At 70.9% G+C, this 20,937-nt stretch carries 7 protein-coding genes; all 7 read left to right on the top strand.

Annotated elements, in window-relative coordinates; genetic code table 11:
• The first annotated feature begins 10 nt into the window (after nt 1-10).
• The 7 genes from HKK72_RS10205 to HKK72_RS10175 all read left to right on the top strand — a co-directional run bounded on the left by HKK72_RS10205 (nt 11) and on the right by HKK72_RS10175 (nt 20,817).
• Nucleotides 11-1,960 (top strand): S8 family serine peptidase, encoded by a 1,950-nt coding sequence (locus HKK72_RS10205; protein WP_187234051.1) that lies wholly within the window; start codon nt 11-13, stop codon nt 1,958-1,960.
• Nucleotides 1,957-6,561, top strand: a complete 4,605-nt coding sequence (locus HKK72_RS10200) for a DUF6603 domain-containing protein (protein WP_187234050.1) — start codon at nt 1,957-1,959, stop codon at nt 6,559-6,561. Before HKK72_RS10205 ends, HKK72_RS10200 begins: the two co-directional genes overlap by 4 nt.
• 16 nt (nt 6,562-6,577) lie before the next feature.
• Nucleotides 6,578-7,729 carry a Kelch repeat-containing protein gene (locus HKK72_RS10195; protein WP_187234049.1) on the top strand — a complete coding sequence of 384 codons (1,152 nt, stop codon included), beginning with the start codon at nt 6,578-6,580 and terminating at the stop codon, nt 7,727-7,729.
• A complete protein-coding gene (locus tag HKK72_RS10190) occupies nt 7,726-10,941 on the top strand; it encodes a hypothetical protein (RefSeq protein ID WP_187234048.1) in 3,216 nt (1,071 codons plus the stop codon). Before HKK72_RS10195 ends, HKK72_RS10190 begins: the two co-directional genes overlap by 4 nt.
• Nucleotides 10,922-16,201, top strand: coding sequence for a hypothetical protein (locus HKK72_RS10185; RefSeq protein ID WP_187234047.1), 5,280 nt, complete (start codon nt 10,922-10,924; stop codon nt 16,199-16,201). The genes HKK72_RS10190 and HKK72_RS10185 overlap by 20 nt, the downstream gene beginning before the upstream one ends.
• Complete coding sequence (locus HKK72_RS10180) at nt 16,194-18,092, top strand: hypothetical protein (protein ID WP_187234046.1); 1,899 nt, start codon at nt 16,194-16,196, stop codon at nt 18,090-18,092. The genes HKK72_RS10185 and HKK72_RS10180 overlap by 8 nt, the downstream gene beginning before the upstream one ends.
• Before the next feature lie 1,777 nt (nt 18,093-19,869).
• Nucleotides 19,870-20,817, top strand: coding sequence for a sulfotransferase domain-containing protein (locus HKK72_RS10175; RefSeq protein WP_187234045.1), 948 nt, complete (start codon nt 19,870-19,872; stop codon nt 20,815-20,817).
• The last annotated feature ends 120 nt before the right edge of the window (nt 20,818-20,937 follow it).

Genomic DNA, 20,937 nt, shown 5'->3' with positions numbered 1-20,937 from the left:
CAGACCTGGCGTGACTGCTGGTCACTCGGAGGTCGTCACTTCGACGTCGGCTCCGACGACGTGCCCGAACTGCGACGCTGAGGTGCTGCGCGCCCTCGTCGACTGGGAAGGGCGCGGCGCGGATCCGGGCGACCGCATCGACGTGTTCGTCACGTTCGACGGGGATGTCAAGGAGATGGCCGAAGCGGGCCTCGACCCGGGCCACGTCATCGGCGATCTCGTCACCGGGTCGGTCGCCCTCGCCGACGTCGCCAAGCTCGCCGCGACGGCCGGTGTGCGCTGGATCGCCGCGTCCGCGCGCACGCACCTGCACATCGATCGCAGCATGGGCGAAGTAAAGGCCACCGCGCTCCGCGCAAGCTCTCCGCCATACAACGCGGGCGGCCTGCCCGGCCTCACCGGCAAAGGCGTCCTCGTCGGCGTCATCGACAACCGGCTCACGGTCACCCACCCCACGTTCGTCGTGCCGAACACGACGCCGCCGAAGTCGCGCATCATCGGTTACTGGGACCAGTTCTCCACCCCCAAGCCAGGACAGAAGCCGCCGAGCCAATTCGGATTCCCCGCCGGGTTCAACTACGGCGTCTGGTGGGACGAGGCCGCCGTCGCCAATGTCGTCGCCAAAAACCTCGTCGACGAGATCTGGACCAACGCCGAGTTCGACCACGGCACGCACGTCGCCGGCATCGCCGCGGGCAACGGGTCGGGGAAGGACGGCCCGTTCGCGCCGTTCACGTTCGTGGGCGTCGCGCCCGAGGCCGACATCGTCTTCGCCAACTCGGCCACGCTCGTCTCCAGCAGGGCCGTCAGCGAGGCCGTCGCGCTGTTCTACCAGCTCGCGGCGCAGCGCGGCGCCGGGGGCGTCCCCTGCGTCGTCAACATGAGCTTCGGCACCCACGAGGGGGCGCGCGACGGGACGTCCGCGCTCGAGCTGGCGATCGACAAGCTGATGCACGACGCGAGCGGCAACCCCGTCCCCGGGCGGGCGATCGTGGTCTCCGCCGGAAACGAGGGCGACACCCGCCGTCACAGCCGCAAGAACATCAACGCGTTCGGCAACGTGTCGTTCCGGCTCGAAGTGGAGGAGATCGTCTTCCCCAACGGGAGCAGGCTGTCCGAGGACCGCGTCGACGATCAGCTCTATTTCTGGTACGACGGCGCGGCGCGAATCGAGCTGCGCCTCACGCCGCCGCGGTCGACCCCGAGCGCGTGGACGCAGCCGGGCCAGCAGAGCGTGATCTCCATCGGCGGTACGCCGGTCGCGACCGTCGTGTCACCGCCGCAGCCCGACCCGAACAACGGCAAGCGCAAGATCGACGTGACGCTCAATGGTCCCGTGCGCAAGGGGATCTGGAAGATCGAGCTGCATGAGATCGGCGGCGCGGCGGCGGCGGCGGTCGACGTGTGGGTCGAGCGGGAGAACATCGACGTGTGGCCGCAGTTCGGGTTCGGCGACATCATCACCGACAACACCGTCGAATCGCCGTCCACGGCCCGCAGCGTCGTTGCGGTCGGCGCCTACGTGTCCGAGCCGGGCAGCAACTTCAGCGCCTACGGCTCGATCGCGGAGAGTTCGAGCCGTGGCCTGGACAGCGCGTCCGGGGTGCCGCCCGATCGCGTCCGACCCCATCTCGTCGCGCCCGGCCGGCGGATCATCTCCGCCGCGGTCTCGCAGGAGATGCACCCGCAGGACATCAAGGTCCGCTTCGGCGGTTGGCTGCTCAACCGCCACGTCATCTTCTCCGGCACGAGCCAGGCCGCGCCGCACGTGGCCGGGGTCATCGCGCTGATGTTCCAGAAGAACCCGACGCTCACGTACCGCGACGTGCGGCAGATCCTCGCCGCGACGACGAAGAAGGACCAGATCCCGCCCGAGCTCGTGCTGCCCAACGCGGTGTGGGGTGCGGGCAAACTCGACGCGGCCGCCGCGCTGGCGGCGACGCCCGTGAGAGCGTCATGAGCGAAGCCGGAACGTTCGAAACGGTCGCCGCGCTGATCGGCGAGGCGCTGCGGCCGCTCGCCGAGGCCCTGGCCGATCCGGGCGAGATGTTCGTCGAGTTCGGCGTCGCGATCGACCACGACGCGCTCGCCGGAGTCGCGGGCGCCGCGGCGGACACGGCCCGCGCGGTCGCCGACCTCGGCAACTTCGTCACCGCGCTTAACGTGGCGATCGACACCGACGACTCCATCGGGATCACGGCCAACGGAGCCGCGGTCGCGCAGCGGCTCGCCACGGTCCTGACCGGGCTGGCGAACGTGCACAACGGCGTGAACGCCGCGCTGAACTCGTCCTCGATCACGCCCGAGCAGCGCGCCCGGGCGCAGGCGCTGCTGGACGATCTGCCCGGCCTGATCCTCACGCGCATGGTCGTCGACCGGCTCCGCGTGCGGCTGCCCAAGGTCACGATGTTCCTCGCCGCGTCCGGGCTGCTCGAAGGGCGCGACGACCCCGGCGATCCGGCCGACCCGATGTTCCCGCCGCACTTCTCCTGGACGATCCGCTGGGACCGGATCGGGCGGTTCCTTGGCGATCCGCCGTCGGTGCTCCGCGACGCCTACGGCCTCGGCACGCCCGGCTTCGACGGGAAGGTGCTGTTCGAACTGCTCGCCCAGCTGATGGACACCGGGGACGATCGCCTCGCCCGCTCCTACATCACCACCGGCGCGGGCGGGGTCGGCGCCGTCCTGATCGGACCAGCGCTCATCGTCGGCGTGCGCGACGGCGGCATCGCCTTCCCGATGCGGCTCGGCATCGCCGGTAAGGCGACGCAGCAGTTCCCGCTCGGCGAACGCACCGCGCTCACCGTCGGCGTCGACGGCAACCTCACCGCGGGCTCCGAGCTGCGCCTCTCACCCGCCCTGGATGTGACGATCGTGTCCCCGGCGGGCGCGCCCTCGGCCACGTTCTCCGCCACGGCCGCGTTCACCGTCGGCAAGGCCGGTGAGCCGATCACCCTGCTCGGCGACACCCGGATCGGCGGCCTGAGCATCGAGACGGCGAGCCTGGGGGTGTCGCTCAACGCCCGGGCGAGCCTTGACGGAACCGCGACGGCGGAGCCGTCCGCCCAGGTGGAGCTCACCGGCGGTCACCTGGTCATCGACCTGTCGGGGGCCGACGGCTTCATCAGCAAGCTCGTCGGCGCGAAGTTCGAGACGGACTTCGACCTTCGGCTGCTGTGGACGCCGTCGTCCGGGCTCCATCTGGAGGGCAGCGAGACGCTCGAACTCGCCCTGCCCCTGCACCTGAGGCTGGGCCCGCTGGAGATCACCACGTTGCACCTGAGCGTCGGCCTGCCCGCCGACGGCTCCCTGCCGATCGAGGTCTCCGCCGACTTCAAGGGCGCGCTCGGGCCGATCAAGGCGTCGGTCGACCGCGTCGGAATCGTCGCCACGCCGCGCTTCCCCGACGGGGGCGGCAACCTCGGCCCGGTCGACCTCACGCTCGGGTTCAAGCCGCCGAAGGGCGTCGGCCTGGCGATCGACGCCGGGATCGTGGCCGGTGGCGGATATCTGTCCTTCGACCCGGAGCGGGGGGAGTACGCCGGGGCGCTGGAGCTCGAGTTCGCCGGGTTCATCGAGGTCAAGGCGATCGGGCTGATCACCACCCGGATGCCGGACGGCAGGCCCGGGTTCTCGCTGCTGATCATCCTGACCGCCGAGTTCGGCGGGGGTGGGATCCAGCTCGGGTTCGGGTTCACCCTGCTCGGCGTCGGCGGCATCCTCGGGCTGAACCGCAGGATGGACCTCGCGGCGCTCGTCGAAGGGGTCGTCACCGGGGCCGTCGAGTCGGTGATGTTTCCGCGCGACGTGATCGCGAACGCGCCGCGGATCGTCAGCGACCTGCGGAAGTTCTTCCCGCCGGAGGACGGCCGGTTCCTCGTCGGGCCGATGGCGAAGATCGGCTGGGGCACGCCGACCCTGGTCAGCGTCTCGCTCGGGGTGATCGTCGAGATCCCGCCGGGCAACATCGCGATCCTGGGTGTACTCAAGTGCGCCCTGCCCAGCCAGGACGTGGCGCTGCTCGTCCTCCAGGTCAGCTTCATCGGCGCCTTCGAGGTGGACAAGTCGCGGCTGTGGTTCTACGCGCAGCTATTCGACTCCCGTGTCCTGACGATCACCATCGACGGCGGGATGGGCCTCCTCATCGACATGGGGGACAATCCCGACTTCGTCCTCTCGGTCGGCGGATTCCACCCGTCGTTCAAACCGCCGCCGCTGCCGTTCCCGATCCCGCCGCGGGTGTCGATGGACATCCTGAACGCCCCCGGACGGCTGATCCGGGTGTCCGGCTACTTCGCGGTCACCAGCAACACGGCCCAGTTCGGCGCGAAGGCGGAGATCCGGCTGGGCTTCGACGACTTCGGCCTGGAGGGGCACCTCGCGTTCGACGCGCTCTTCCGGTTCTCGCCGTTCGCGTTCGTCATCGAGATCTCCGCCGGCGTCTCGCTGAAGGCGTTCGGGGTCGGCCTGTTCGGCATCGACCTGCACTTCAAGCTGGAGGGCCCGTCGGCGTGGCGGGCGCACGGCCGCGGCTCGATCTCCCTGCTGTTCTTCGAGATCTCCGCGGACTTCGACATCTCCTGGGGCGAGGAGCGCGCCACCACGCTGCCGCCGGTCGTGGTGCTCGAACTGCTGGAGCGCGAGGTGCGCAAGCCCGAGGGCTGGCAGACCCGGCTGCCGGCGGGCGGCGCCAACCCGCTGGTCACGCTGCGCCAGCTGCCCGCGGGCGATGAGCTGGTGCTGCATCCGCTCGGCACGCTGTTCATCCACCAGCGGGCCATTCCGCTCGGCGTGCGGATCGACCGGGTCGGCGCGCAACGGCCGAGCGACGGCAAGCGGTTCACCGTCGCGCCAATACGGGGCAGTGGCCTGGAGCGGGTGTCGGACACGGACGACCAGTTCGCCATGGCCCAGTTCCAGGACATGGACGACGCCGCGAAGCTGTCCCGTCCCGCGTACGAGAAGCAGGACGCCGGTCTTGAGCTGACCGCCGAGAAGGGTGCGATCGCCTCGCCGCGGGTGGTACGGCGCAGCGCGCGGTACGAGCTGCACATCATTGACAGCAAGCCGCCGAGGCCGACGACGGCCGCGCGCACAGCCACACGCGCAGCCGCGAACGGACAGGCGGCACCCCGGGCGCCGAAGCTCTACAGCCCGCCACCGGCGGTGTTCGGGCAGCTCCTGGACGGCAGCAGCACCGCTCGTTCGCCGATCTCGCAGCGGGAGGCGCGGCTGCGGCAACCCTTCGCGGCGGACGAGACCGTGCGGGTCACCGGCGACCGCTTCGTCGTCGCGTACCGGCGCAACAACCGTCAGGCGTTCCCGCCCGTGCTGGCGGGCTCCACCACGTCGAGCTTCCGGAGCGCGGCGACCGCGGCCGACGCCATGGCCGACTGGATCCGCGCGGACGCGACCCTGGCCGGGCAGCTGCACGTGCTGCCCCAGGCCGAGATCGGCGGAGGCGCGGCCGCCCAGCCGGGGACCTGGACGGTGGCGAACCCGCCGCAGTCCGTCGTCTCGGGCGCCGACGCGGTACGGCTGACCGGCGGCAAGGTGCTCATCGCGGGTGGCGCCGACGCCGCCGGAAAGGCCGTGACCGGCGCTGCGGTGTTCGACCCGATCGCTGGTACCTGGGCCGACGCCACTCCGCCGCTGGGGACGGCCCGGCGGCGGCACACGACGATGAAGCTCGCGGACGGACGCGTCGTGGCCGCGGGTGGGCTCGGCGCCGACAACGCCCCGCTGGCCTCGATCGAGGTGTTCGAGCCGGTCGCCGCCGTCTGGAGCACCCCGCAGGCCAAGTTGAACACCGCCAGGTACGGGCATTCCGCCACGGCGGTGGGTGAGCGGCTGCTGGTCGCGGGCGGCACCGGTACCCGGGGCGCCGCGCTGGCGTCGGCCGAGCTGCTCGATCCGGGGACGCTGACCTGGACCGAGGTCAAGCCGATGGGCTGCGCCCGCACCCGCCATCAGGCGGTGCCGATTGACGGCAAGGTGCTCGTCATCGGCGGCGCGCTGCCGACCGGCGAGGGCGAGCGCGCGCTCGCGTTCTGCGAGATCTACGACCCGGAGACCGGATCATGGACGCCGACCGGCAGCTTGCTCACCCCACGGAAAGGCCACCAGGCGACGCTGCTGGGCGACGGCCGGGTGCTCGTCACCGGAGGCGACGCGGTGCCGACCGTGCCGTACCGCCCGGACAGCCTGGCCTCGGCCGAACTGTACGACCCGGACACCGAGACCTGGACCCGCGTCGCGGACATGCCAGGCGGCGGCCGCAGCGGACACCGCAGCGTCTGGACGCCCGCCGGCGTGGTTGTGACCGGCGGCACCGGACGGCTACGGCCCACCGCCGGTTACCGCAGCGTCGTCGTCTTCGACCCGAGCTCCGGCACCTGGACGACCACCGGCCCCCTGGGCACGAGCCGATGGGACTTCCCGGCTGTCGACCTCGCGGACGGCCGGGTGTTCGTGGTCGGCGGCCTGGCCTTGGCCGGAGCGGCCGCACCCGGCCCCGATCCCACCGAGCTAGCCGCCACCGCCGAGATCTACCTTCCCTGACGAAGGGTGTAATGCGATGACCACTGCCACCCTGGCGGCCGCCGACGCGTGGTCGTCCGCCCCCGACTACGCCGCGTCGGTGAGCTGGCTCGGCCAGCACGACGCCGCCGTGGTGCTCAAGGACGGCAAGAAGGTGCTGGTCGCGGGCGGCGCCGATGCCGCGTCCGCCGCCGTCCGGCAGAGCGCGGTGTACGACCTGGAGCAGAACACGTGGGCGGCGCCCGTCCTGCTCGGCACGGCCAGGCAGCTGCACGCCCTGACCCTGCTGCCGAGCGGAAAGGTGCTGATCACCGGCGGCAGGGGCGGACCCGGCGCGCCCGCGCTGGCCACCGCCGAGCTGTACGACCCGGCACAGGGCATCTGGACGGCGACCAAGCATCCGATGGCCGCCGGACGCTGGGGCCACAGCGCGGTCCTGCTGTCGAACGGCCAAGTCCTGGTCGCGGGCGGCAGCACCACCAGGCCGGGCGGCACGGTGATGGCGGTGCCCTCAGCAGAGCTGTTCAACCCGGCGGACGAGACCTGGACCGCCGCCAAAGACATGACCGACGCCCGCACCGGGCACACCGCGGTCGTCCTCCAAGCCGGCAAGAAAGTGCTGGTCTGCGGCGGCAGCGTCCCAGTGGGCACCGGCGACGACCCGGCGCTGGCGTTCTGCGAGCTCTACGACACCGACAACAAGACCTGGACGCCGACCGGCAGCCTGCGCCATCCGCGCAGCGCGCACACCGCGACGGCGCTGTCCGATACCACCGTGCTGGTCACCGGCGGCCGTGCGCCCGGGGCGCCCGGCGACGGCAGCTTCGACCCATTCGCCCGCGCCACCGTCGAGGTGTACAACCTGACCCCGGGAAGCTGGCAGGACACCGCGCCGATGCCTGCGGGCCGGGCGCTGCACCGTGCGGTCCCGCTGGGTTCGGGGAAGGTCCTGGTGGTCGGCGGCACCGACGACGTCCGCAACGAGGCCGGATACCGCAGCGCGCTGGAGTACTCCGCCGGCGCGTGGACGACGGTGCCGGGCCTCGCCGAGGGCCGGTGGGGCTTCGCCGCCGCGGCCTCCGGGGCCAAGGTGATCGTCGCGGGCGGCGTGGCCCGTACCGGGCTGGCCGCCGCCGGGCAGGGCACCGAGCTGACCAAGACGTCCGAGCGGCGCGGGGGTGGTTCGTGAGCGCGAACGCGTACTCCTTCCTGCCCTGGCTGCGGACCGGCCTGACGACGCAGATCACCGAGCCCCCGGGGACCGAGACCCGGGCCACGATCAACGTCCAGCTGAAGCTGACCGGGGACGCCCTGAAGGACGGCGACCAGCCGCCCAGCCGCCTGGTCGAACAGCCGCTTCAGATCTACGGCCCCGGCGACGTCATCGGCGTCGACCCGCGGGCGATCTCGCGGGTCGAGCCGCTGCCGTACATCGCCACCTTCGAGCCCAACTTCCTGGCGCACATCGAGTTCTACGACGAGGTCCTCCCGTGGCGGTACAGCCCGGCCCCGCCGGATGGCGGCACGAAACGGCTGGCGCCATGGCTCGCCCTGATCGTGCTGGCCGAGACGGAGTTCGAGGACGGCGCCCTGCCGGACCGGCCGCTGCCGTTCATCACCGTCACCGACCCGCGGGCGCTGCAGCCGTCCGGTGAGCTGGGGGCGTGGGCGCACGTCCACGTCAACGGCGAACTCGACGTCCCGCTGGCAGTCGACGATCCCGATGACATGGGGGCGGCGCTCGCGAACCTCGGCCGCGTGCTGCGCGAGGCTCCGGACAGCGCGTGCTCCCGAGTGATCTGCCCGCGGCACCTGTCGCCCAAGACGCCGTACGACGCGTTCCTGGTGCCGGCGTTCGAGATCGGACGGCGGGCCGGGCTCGGCATCGCGCCGGGCGCGATCGCGGCGATGACGCCGAGCTGGGGCGTGCCGCAGGACGTGGCCACGGGCCAGCTGCCCTACTACCACCGCTGGTCGTTCACGACGGGCTCGGTGGGCGACTTCGAGTACCTCGTCCGGCTGCTGAAGCCGTTCGAGGCCAAGGAGCCGGTCGGCCGCCGCGACATGGACGCGCACCGCAAGCCCGGCTTCGGCCTGCCCGGCGTCACCACGCCGACCCAGCCGGACGGCGTGCTGCGGCTCGGTGGCGCGCTGCAGCTGCCCGACTCCGACGAGAACCCCGACGCCTGGGAGAACTGGGACAACTTCTACAAGCTGCGGCCGCCGCCCGCGCCGCAGTACCCGAACCAGTGGCAGCAGGCGATGGCCGGGCTGATCAACCTGGCCGAGGCGTACCAGCGGCAGCCGGCGGCGACGGCGAACACCGAGCTCGCGGCGAGGGTCTCCGACCTGGAGGAGCAGACCGACCCGGTGATCACGCCGCCGCTGTACGGGCGCTGGCACGCGCTCACTCCGCAGTTGCTCGTCGACGCCAAGGGCGACCCGGTCAGCGACGCCGTGCTCCGCAACTGGGTGCACCGGCTCAACCTGGATCCGCGCTTCCGGGTCGCCGCGCAGTTCGGCGCGCAGGTCGTCCAGGAGCGGCAGGAGGAGCTCATGGCCGCCGCCTGGAACCAGCTCGGCGAGGCCCAGCGGGCGAACGAGAAGATCCGGGCGGCGCAGCTGGCACGCGAGGTCGGCAACCGCCTGCACGACAAGCACTTCGAACTCCCCACCGCTCCCCCCGTGCCCCTCGACGCCACCGGACCGCGCGCCGCGGCGGAGCCGCCGCCGTTGGCCTCGGCCAGGACGCTGACGCTGACCGCGCCCGCGCACGGCCGGGTGATCGAACGCGTACCCGAGACGCTCTCCGCCCTCCCGGAGCTCGGCGAGCAGCTGGCGGTCGGGTTCAAGGTCGCGCGCAGCCGCGTCGCGACGGCCCCGGTGTCCGCGGCGATGCGCCGGATCACCCGGCCGGGCTCGCGGCTGATGAAAGTGCTGGAGTTCCCGGAGGTCAGACCCGCCGAGACACTCGTCTCGCGCATCGACGAGCTGGACATCACGGCCGCGCCCTCGAAGGGCACCCCGCCGGCCGTCGTCACGCCCGCGGAGCTGGACGAACGGCTCCCGCCGAAGCCGCCCGGCCACCCGGTCGACGTCCTGGCCCTCAACCCGCTGTTCGAGCTGCGGGAGTACGGCGAGACGGCCACCACGCCGGTCGGGGACCACGACAGCGAAGAGGCCGAGGCGTTCAAGCGCGCACTGCGAGAGCTCTACGCCGGATGGGACGACGCCGCCGCAGGCGGCCACGTCGACGACCCGCCCAAACTGGGTGTGATCGACGCGACCACCGACATGATGACCGGCCTGCGCTCGGACAAGACCGTCCTGGACAACCTCATCGCCTCGATGAACCTGCCGGACCGGCTGAGGCCCGCCACCGGCGAGCTGGCCGAGCTGACCGAGGTGATGGCCTACCCGGTGTTCGACATGCCGATGTACGAAGACCTGCTGAAGATGTCGGTGGACACGTTCGTGCCCAACCTCGGGCTGATCCCGGCGAACTCGATCACCCTGCTGGAGAACAACCGCCGGTTCATCGAGTCCTATCTGGTCGGGCTCAACCACGAGATGGCGCGGGAGATGCTCTGGCGGGAGTTCCCGTCCGACTCGCGGGGGACCCCGTTCCGGCAGTTCTGGGATCCGCGGACGGCGCTGCCCGAGCCGGACGAGACGGCCGACAAGCGACGCGAGCGGCTGTACGACATCCCGCCGATCCACAAGTGGAGCACCACCACCGAGCTGGGCGGGAACAGCCGCCGGAAGAACGACCTCGTGCTGGTGATCCGCGGCGAGTTGCTGAAGAAGTACCCGAACGCGGCGATCTACGCGCACAAAGCGGCGTGGCCCGTCCTGAAGGACCCGCCCGGGACACCTGACACCAGCGGCGAGCGCGAGCTCGCGAAGCTCCCGGCGAACCTGCCCCCGCCGCCTGAGCTGGTCAAACTGCCGATCTACGAGGCCAAGGTCGAGCCTGACGTCTACCTGCTCGGCTTCGATCTCGACGCGGACAAGGCGCGCGGCGAGGACGGTGACCTCGGCTGGTTCTTCGTGATCAAGGAGCGTCCGGGCGACCCGCGGTTCGGCGTCGACGAGGACCCGCCGGGCGAGCTGCCCCCGGTCGAGGTGTGGAACGACTTGTCCTGGGGCCGCGTCGACCCGCAGGACCGGCACGGCTTCATCCAGTTCGACGCCGACATCAAGGTCAAGCTCGCCGACGAGTTCAACGGCGACGAGGACGACCAGGAAAAAGCAGAACAGCGCCTGGACGACGAGAAGATCCTCACAGGCTGGCAGTCCGACATCAGCTCCGCGGACGTCGCCTACATGCTCTTCCAAGCACCGGTTCTGGTGGCCGTACATGCACAGGAGATGCTGCCGGATGCCCGACCTCAGTCTTGACTTCCCGGTGTTGCTCGGCCCGGTCCGGGTGGAGACGCGGTTCACCCAGGACGAGCTGCTCGTCCGGGTCTTCCCCGACGAGTGGGCCATCGACAAGTTCGAGCCCCGGCCCACCCGGGCCGAGCTCGCTGCGCTGGACGCCTACTGGACGGGCTTCTGGGCGTCCGGCGGGTCGGCGGTGGGGGAGCGGGCCGCCTGGCACGAGCTGGTCGGCCGTGTCCCCGCCGGGCGCGCGGGGTGGCTGCTGCAGGGGTACCGCCCGGCGAATCCGGCCGATCGTCCGACCGGGGTGTCGGCGGAGACGACCGTACTGGTGATCGTCAGCGCCGCACCGCTGGCGGCGAACGACCGCCAGCCCGCCGTCACGTACTGGACCGCCGTCTGGCGCGCGCACGGCGACCGCGCCAAGCTGCGGGACGCCGACATCGCGCTGCTCGCGTCCGTCGGGAAGACCCGGGCCGACGCGATCCGGGCCCGCCGCCCGCACAGTGTGGACAGCGCGCCGGTCACCAGCGGAAACAATGTCGTGGTGGCGTTCCTCGTGCTGTCCCCGCCGCCCGCGAACCAGATCGCGCCGCAGTCCTGGACCGTGGCCGCGAAGGCCACGCTGCTGCCCGACCGGTTCGTCGTCTTCGGGTATGTGAACGGCGCACAGGTGTTCTCGAAGCCCGGCGGCCCGGTGCAGCCGGAGCTCGCGGTGAGCCCGGATCCGGGCGAGACGGAGGCGAACCAGCTCAGGATCGACGAGGCCACGGGCGTGCTGACCGTGCCGCCCGCGCTGCGCTGGCTGACCGATTTCAAGGAGGCGGTCAACGCCGGGATGGGGATCCGGATCCCCATCGAAGCCGCGTTCCGGAACGGGGTCGACCGGCTCATCGTGCTGGGGTTGCGGGAGCAGGCCACGCCGGAGCAGTCCGCGACGGCGCTCGGCGGCCTGCTTACCCGCCAGCTCCGCAGCCCGGCCGGGTTCAGCCTGCTGCCCCAGGGGACGCCGACGAACAACACCGAGCAGACCCCGGCCGGCCAGGACGCCGCGGCCGAGTCGGAGGCGGGGCTGGCCACGGCGGCCGGGTTCGCCGCCACCGCCGCGGACTGGACGACCAAGACCGACGGCGAGTGGTTCGCCGAGCTGCTCGGCCTCGACCCGGCGGTGCTGGCCGGGGTGCCGAACGCTGAGGGCGCCGACCGGCGCGACGCGCGGGCCGCGCACACCGCGCTGTGGCCGGCGACCTGGGGCCACTTCCTGCAGTCGCTGCTGAACGGCGTGCTCGGTGACGAGCAGATCGCGCAGACCAGGAGCTTCTTCCTTGAGCACGTGTCCGGGCGCGGCCCGCTTTCCGCGGTGAAGATCGGCCGCCAGCCGTACGGCATCCTGCCGACGACCGTGTTCTCCCGGCTGGCCTGGCCGGACGCGGCGAAGCACCGCAAGGCGCTGAACGTGGTCCTCAAGGAGGCGGCGAAGGACTGGCAAGCCGCGCTCGAACACGTCAAGCACCTGAACGGCCCGGCCGACGTCGCAGCCGGCGTTGCGGCCGACGACCCGGCGGACGGCCCGCACCAGAAGCTGCTGGACATCCTGGCGCTGCACCCCACGTCAGCGGAGTTCCACCAGCGCTACGCGCAGAGCGTCGAGGACATCTTTAACCGGGAGAACCTGCGCGCGCTCGGCTCCCAGGTGAAGGACGCGCTCGACCAGCTGGCCATGCCGCAGCCGATCCGCGCGCTGCTCGCCCGGTTCGGCCGTCCGACGAGCGACCCGGCGGCCGACCCCGACCTGCTGCGCCGGCTGTTCACCGACGTCCACCATCCGCTGCTGGCGCCGTTGGTCGACGACCGGCCGCTGTCCGAGACCGAGCTGATCCGCGCCTACACCGCCGACCGCCGCAACTACCTGCGCTGGCTCGCCGACCATGCCCGCAACGACCTGGACAAGGTGCGCAAGGAGGAGGGCTACCTCGACAATCTGCCGCCTTCGGCCCTGCTGTACCTGCTGGCGCGGCACGCGGTGCTGCTCGGCTGGGCGGAGGCCGCGCGACGGCTCGCGCTCGCCACCCCGGGTTCCGTGGTGCCCGATCCGCGGGACGCGCCGTTTGTCCACATCAAGATCCCCAAGCCGGGCCAGCCGATCCTGAGCGAGAGCCGGTACCGCACGCTGTACTCGACGAACCCGGCGATGACCGGCAGCCAGACCATGCTGGTGCACGAATACCTCCGTACGGTGCTGGGCGCCAACCCGGCCACTGCGGAACTCGACGAGCAGACCAAGGCGCTCGGCCTGCTGGCCGGGCTGCCCACCGCGCGGCTGGAGCGGGTGCTCGCCGAGCACATCGACTGCGCCACCTACCGGCTCGACGCGTGGCGGCTCGGGCTGGCGAACGAGCGGCTGGCCGAGCTGCGGTACGGCCCGGACGGCGCAGCCCCGCCGAAGCGCGGCGTCCATCTCGGCGCGTACGGATGGCTGGAGAACGTCGCCCGGAGGGAGAGCGACGAGGTCGAGCACGTCACACCGCCCGCCGACCTGGCGACCGTGTTCGGTACCGCCCCGATCCCGCTCGACACGGACAACGGCGGCTACGTCCACGCGCCGTCGCCCGCCCACGCCCGGACGGCCGCCGTGCTGCGGGCCGGATACCTGGCCAACAAGACGCCGGACACGAGCGCGTTCGCCGTGAATCTGAGCTCCGAGCGCGTCCGGCTGGCCCTCACCATCCTGGACGGTATGCGCCAAGGCCAGTCGCTGGCCGCCCTGCTCGGCTACCGCTTCGAACGCGGCCTGCACGACCGCAGGATCGGCCTGGATCGGTACATCGCCGGGCTACGGCTGAAGTTCCCGCTCCGCGCCAACAAGATCGACGAGACCACCCCGACGCCGGACGATCCCGCGCGGCCCGAGCGCATCGAAGAGGTCGAGGCCCGCATCGTGATCGACGGGCTGGCCCTGCTCCGGCACGTGAACGCGTTGCCCGAGGCGGACCAGCACTACCCGTTCGGTTTCACGGACCTGCAGCCCGCCGACGAGGGCGTGGTCGCCGACATCGGCAAGGAGATCGACGCGCTGCGCAACGTGCACGACGCGCTCGCCGATCTCGCCGTGGCCGAAGGCACCCACCAGGCGTTGCAAGGCCATCCCGAACGCGCTTCGGCGACCATGGACGCCTACGCCAAGGAAGGCGTCGCGCCCGAGCCGTCCGTCGTGGAGACCCCGCGCAGCGGCACCACCCTGACGCATCGCCTCGGGCTCCAGCTCATGGCGGATCGTCCCCCCGGCCTCGGCACTCCGCGGGCCAAGGCCGAGCCGGCCGTGAACGCCTGGCTGCCCGCGGTGCTGCCGAGTCCCACGGCGGTGGCCGCGCTGGTGACCTGGCGGGACCCGGACGACGGCGCGAAGCGGCACCGGCTGGTGACCCAGCATGAGACCGGCCTGGACGCGATCGACCTGCTCTGGGCCCTGCGCCCGGTGGACGAAGCGGCGATGACCGACCTGGACGACCGGATCCTCGGCGTCGTAATCGAGCAGTCGAAGCCGCGCCCGGACGTCGAGCTGACGATCGAGTACACCACCCGCATCTCCGACCAGGACGGCATCGGATTCTCCGGCAAGGTCGGCTTCTTCGAGCTGTCGCCGCTGATCGCGGCGCTGCGCACGCTGCTGACGACCGCGCGGCCGCTGCGTCCGAGCGACCTGGCTCCGGCCGCCGGGAGCGCCCCGGTCGCCCGGGCCGCGGACGACGCCGTATCACTGCCGCGGGAACGCCCGGCCAAGGTCCTGGAGTCCCTGACCGACCTGCAGGACGACGTCGCCGAATTCATCGCCGACCTCGGGGAGCTGTACCCCGCCGGCGCGCCCCCGGCCCGCGCCGCGTTGATCAGCGGGATCGACACGTTCCTCGGCCGGTACGCGAAGCTGACCGTGGCGGCCGGCGGGTTCGGCCTGGTGCGCAGCAGCTGGGGCGAGTTGGCGCTGTGGCGGCGCGGCGTGTTCACCGCCGTCCTGGTCGCCGTCGCCGAGGCGGCCGCGCGGATGACCCGCGCACTCGAGGCCGCCGACGTGCTGCTCGCCCAGTACGAAGCCCTGCCGCCGTCCACCCCCGTCGAGGAGCGATTCCGGATCCTGCAGCAGGCCGAGGGCCTGCTCACCACCAAGCCGGGCCCGCGCCCACCGGACGTGGACGACCTCCGAGACCGCGTGGACGACCTCCGAGACGACTTCGACGACCGCCTGAAGAAGCTGAAGCAGATAGCCAAGACCAACAAGACGACGCTGAGCGGCCTGCTCGCCGAGGTTGCGGCACAGCTGCCGCTGACCGACGTCGATCCCGCCGGGCTGGACCTCACGCCCTACGAAGACCAGGTCGTCGCGTTCGGCGGCGAGATCCTCACCCGCGCCGGGAAACTGAAAGACGAGCTGTCCGCGCGCGGCAAGGCCGCGAACGCGGCGCTGGAGATCCACGACAAGGCGCTCCCCGGGCCGGACCGGGTGCAGGCCGCGGTCGACGCGCTCAAGGCCCTGCTCGGCGAGGACGTCCTGGCCGTGCCCCAGTTCACCGCACCAAGCCAGCTCCTCCCGCAGTGGAGCAAGGCGCGCAACGACAGCGACAGGCTCGTCGCGCACCTCACGCCCGCCCGGGACTTCCCCGTCGACGACTGGCTGCACGGCATGGCCCGCGTCAGAGAGAAGCCGCGGCTGTGGGAGAAGACCGTGACTCTCGCCAGCGGGCTCCTCGGGCCCGGCGGATTGCTCGGCATCCTCGGCTGGAAGGAGCCGGCGCTGTCGCCCGTCCAACTGCCGTACGTCGCGGGCGACCACTGGCTGGCCATGGAATTCGCGAAGGATCCGAACCTGCCTGACCAGCTCAACGAGGACCGGCTGCTGTTCACCGCGCACTACACGTCCCCGCTGATCGGCGACCAGTGCGGGCTGGTGTTCGATGAATGGACCGAGGTGATCCCGGCCGAGCGCGAGACCACCGGCATCGCGATGCACTACAACGGCCCGGACGCCGAACCCCCGCAGGCGATGCTCCTCGTCGTCCCGCCGGTACGCGACCCCGCCGGTCATTGGACGCCCGGCGACCTGATCGACGCGATCGTCGAGACCTTCGACCTGGCGAAGACTCGCGCCGTCGAGCCGGAGCATCTCGGCGGCACGGCGTACGCGCACCTGCTCCCGGCCACGGTGATGTCGGCGACCCGGCGGCAGATCACTATCGGCACCGACCTCGCGATCGCCAACCTGCGCTGGAGGGCCGCCCATGAATGAGCCGAACCCCGTCCCGCCGACGTTCGCCGAAGAACTGGCCGGACGCCGCCACCCGACCGTGGGCGTGTGGAACCGGCTGGAGGGCCGCCCCCGCACCGCCGACTTCGAGCGGGCGCTGCGCGTCGAGGTGCGCGACCCGCTGTGGATGCTGACCCGGCAGTGGCAGCTCGGCGAGTTCCGCGGCACGGACGCGGGATCGCCCGTCACCGCCACCTACTCGGTCAGCCCCTCGAGACCCACCCGGTTCCGCCCGCACGGCGGCCCACCCGAGGACCTGCCCACCGACCGGCCATTGGAGACCATGGCCGAACGGCGGCTGCTGCCGTTCGCGTTCGGCGACGAGGAGATCGCCTTCGACCTGCGCGTGATGATCGGCCACCGGTGGCTGAAGCTGCTCGGCAAGCACAACCTGCTCGGCCTGGACCTCTTCCGCTTCGAGAAGCAGTACATCGCCAAGTACCCCATCGAGCTGCCAGACCCCGAACACCCCGCGAAAGAGGACACCGCCCGGCTCGCGCATCCCGAGGTCTGGGCGACGATGCAGACGATCGCCGGCCGGCGGATGGACGGCTACCTGCTCTACCGGCACATCAAGGGCGGCGGGAACGCCGCCGACGGCATCAATGGGCTGCTGCACCGCGCCACGCTCAACAGTCTCGGCAAGCGCCTGGTCGCCTGGTTCGACGCGCTGATCGACCAGCCGGTCGGCGTCGCCGCAGAACGCCCGGACGGCGACGCCACCTGGGACCCGCGCCGCCTCGAACACCGCTTCTCCGTCTCCGCCTCGGTACCTGGCGGCGGCGAGAAGGTCGTCACCGCCCAGGAATACCCCGGCGGTGAACTGGACTGGCACGCCTTCTCCGTCGACCCCGGACCGCCCCTCGGCGGGACGAAGCCCCCGGAGAAGACGCTCAGCCGCACGGTCTTCCCGGCCCCGGTCCGCTTCTCGGGAATGCCGCTGCCGCGCTGGTGGGCGATCGAGGACGGACGCACCAACTTCGCTGCCGTCCGCCCGGACAGCACCGACCTGGCGCGCTTGATCTTCCTGGAATTCGCGCTGGTGTTCAGCAACGACTGGTACCAACTGCCCTGCGACCTACCCGCGGGCACGATGAACAAGATCCGCGGCCTGGTCGTCACCGACGTCTTCGGGGAGAAACTCTGGATCACCCCCGCCGGCGCCGGCGACGACGAGGACCAGCGGCGCTGGTCGATGTTCACCCTGGACACCATCGGCACCGCCCACGTACCCGCGGACACCGACCTCCTGCTGCCGCCGAGCGTCCCGAAGGTCGCCGAGGGCCCCGCGCTGGAAGAGGTCCTGCTGATCCGCGACGAGAACGCCAACCTGGTCTGGGGCATCGAGCAGACCGTACGGATGCCGACCGGCGAACCACGCCGCGGCAGCGAAGCCGCGGCCGAGGCCCTCACCTTCCGTCAGCGACACGCGGAACCGACATCCGACGACGAAGACCCACCTCGCGCCCCGATCTCGTACCGGGCGATGAACGTCATCCCGGAACACTGGATCCCGTTCATCCCGGTGCGCGTCCCAGGCGACAACCGGGAGATCCAACTCCAGCGCGCGGCGATGCCCAGCGTCGTGGACGGCCAGCCCGTCCCGGCCCGCACCACCCTCCTACGCCACGGCTTCGACGCAGGAAAGCAGTACTTCGTGAACGAGGAGGAAGTGCCGCAAGCGGGCACCCGCCTATCCGTCGCCTTCAACCGAACCCGCTGGCGGGACGGCCGCGTAGTGCTCTGGCTCAGCGCCCACCGCGGCGTGGGCCGCGGCGAAGCCTCCAGCGGCCTCCGCTTCGACACCCTGACCGACACCCCGATGACGCTGGCCCCATCCGAAGCCGTACCCGCGAAACGCTTCAGCGTTTGACGCGACGTCACCGCCAGATCAGCCCTCGTGACCATCTCTGACAGTCGGCTCACTCCCACATCATCGCCACCCAAATAGCATCCGAAATGCCGTCATTACGATACGATCCGCGGCGGTCATTGACAGACTTACCAGATGGGGACTGACGAGGCCAAACCGCGACCGTTTCCTTCCACAAGGACCGGCAGGACACTAAGACCGCGGGCTGGCCGCACCTGCTGGCCCTGATCGACGAGGCCGCAGCGGACGAGCGGGCGGTGTTCAAACCGTTCGTGGAAATGAGCGGCCCGGAACGACGGCAGATCGCCACACTACCGCCCACGATTGCGAAACTGACCGCGGTTAAGCATCTTGTTCTCTACGGCACGAACCTGGTGCGCATTCCACCCGAGATCGGCGCCATGACGAGCCTTGAGCTCTTCGAGCCCTACACCTCCCACCGCTTGCATTGGTACCCGTACGAACTGACCCGGTGCGTGAGGCTTGCCGACAGCACGGTGAGCACGCGGGTCCTTACGGCAACTTCGGGCGTGTGGGGCGTCGACGCGGTGCGGACCTGCAGCGTCTGCCATGGGCTGGTTGACCGCGAGCTACATCAGATGTGGATCTCTTGCCAGGTCGGTACCGACGTGCTCCCGCTGCTGGTAAACGCGTGCTCTGCGACCTGCGTGGCGGCGCTACCGGACCGCACCGCGGGTACGGACCGACGCCGCACACCGGCGGCCCGGACGTCGTGCAGCCCGCTGCCAGGTACTGAGGCACCGGCCACCACCCCGTGCCACCGCCCGGGGCAATTGCCATGTGGAAGACAAACCCGCAATGCACGCTCATGCCGCTGATCGAGCGTTGCCCGCTCGCCGACCCACGCCCTCCGACTCTGCCGCGGAGCGTGCGCTACCGCGCTGCCCAGCGGTGTAACTCTCCGTCAACATCGCACCGGCTCGCCTGCGCACGGCCGACAGGGCAAGGGCGCCGTAGCAGGTGGTGCCGAAACTCGCGAACATCGACCCGTGCCGGATCCGGGCGGTGCCCGAACTCCCGAACAACTGGTGCCGTGACTCGGGTTCTGGCGCACCTTCCGTGAAGGGTCTTGAAGTCTCGCGACTGGGCAGCGGTCACCTGTCGACTGACCAGCATCAACACCGCGCAGCCGGAACTGGTTGAGTCCACCGCCGAGTTCGTTCACGGAATGTGTGCCAGACCGTGACTCGCGAACAAACCACCTGTCGGATGGCCTTGTGAGGGTGGCCTGCCGACGCGCCCCTATAGCTGTGCCTAAGCGGCGCTGGTCACGCGTGGCTACGACGGCTTGATCTGGCCCCGCTCGGGCGGCTTGATCTGGCCCCGCCCGGGCTGGGGGCGGGTGACGGAATCCTTATGTCGGCTTGAAGTGGCCCCGCCGGGCGGGTTGCGCGCGGGAGCCTCGTGGTGCTGCGCGGCGTCAGGAGGGTCTGGTGGCGGCCGCGAAGGCTGAGCTGTTCGAGCGCACCGGCGTGATTCGTGGCGGGAGGGGCTGTCGGTCCGGGCGCTGGCCCGCAGGTACGGGGTGCACCGGCGGCTGGTGCGGGAGGCGCTGACGCATGCTGAGCCGGCGCCGCGGAAGACGCCCGGAAAACCGCACGTTCGAGCAGACCAGGCAATCACTTCGCTGCCTGGCAGGAACCGACGCTGTTTACCACCGAGGTCCGCGCCGCGTTCCGGTCATTGCGCTAGCGGGGCGCTCCGGTCATTCACGGCACGGTTGACGGCCCGATCTGGTTGCCGCCATTCTCCCCGCATGGGCTTGGGGGAACGCGTTCGCTACCAGACCTCCTTTACGGACTCGGCCCGCTGGGATGGGTTCGTGTTCCGTCCCGGCGACATCGTGATCAGCACCCCGGCGAAGTGCGGCACGACCTGGCTGCAGATGATCTGCGCCCTGGAGATCTTCAAGAGCGCGACATTCGACCGGCCGCTCGACCAGATCTCGCCGTGGCTGGACGTCCTGCTGCGCCCGCTCACCGGAGTGCTGGCCGACCTCGAGGCACAGGCGCACCGGCGGTTCATCAAGACCCATGCGCCCCTCGACGGATTGCCCTTCGACGACCGGGTCACCTACCTCTGCGCAAGCCGGGACCCCCGGGATGTGGCCGTGTCCTTGGACAGCCATGCCAGCAACACCGACCGGGCCGTGTCCCTCGCATTGCGGGAGGATGCCGTGGGCGCCGTGGTCCTTGACGAGTTGCTGGCCGCCGCTCCGTCCCTGCCGAGCGGGACCGCGCGCGAGCGCTTCTGGTCCTGGGTCAATCCGGCCGCGCCCGGGAAGGCCGTGTCCGACCTGGAGATCATGCTTCACCATCTAGACACGTTCTGGCAGGTCCGCGACCAGCCGAACATCGTGCTGCTGCGCTACGAGGACCTCCTTGATGACCTCGAAGGGCAGATGCGCTACATAGCGGCCCGGCTCGGGATCGCCATCACCGAGACAGCCTGGCCGGACCTAGTCCAGGCCGCCACGTTCGCGGTCATGAAGGGCCGGGCCGGCGAGCTCGCGCCCGAAGCCAGCCACGACGGCTTCTATCACGACCGCAGCCAGTTCTTCCACAGCGGATCAACAGGCCAGTGGCGGCAGGTCCTCAGCGAGGAGGAGCTTCCCCGGTACGCCGCCCGAGTCGCCGAATGCGCGCCCGCGGACCTTGCCGCCTGGATCCATCGGCCCGCGCTGCCGGCGGCAGGCAACCTCTAAAATACCTTGATCCACAAGTCTTGACTATTGCTCGTCGAATGTCCATCCGCACACTATGGCCCTCTGCCGCTGGTCCGCCGGCACTTGATCCGTGCTCTCTTGATGGCCTTGCAGGGTTGT

It is taken from the genome of Actinomadura sp. HBU206391 (genome assembly GCF_014323665.1).
Classification (GTDB): domain Bacteria; phylum Actinomycetota; class Actinomycetes; order Streptosporangiales; family Streptosporangiaceae; genus Actinomadura_C.
Note: the sequence above shows the minus strand (reverse complement) of the source record. Positions and strands in the feature narration are given on the sequence as shown.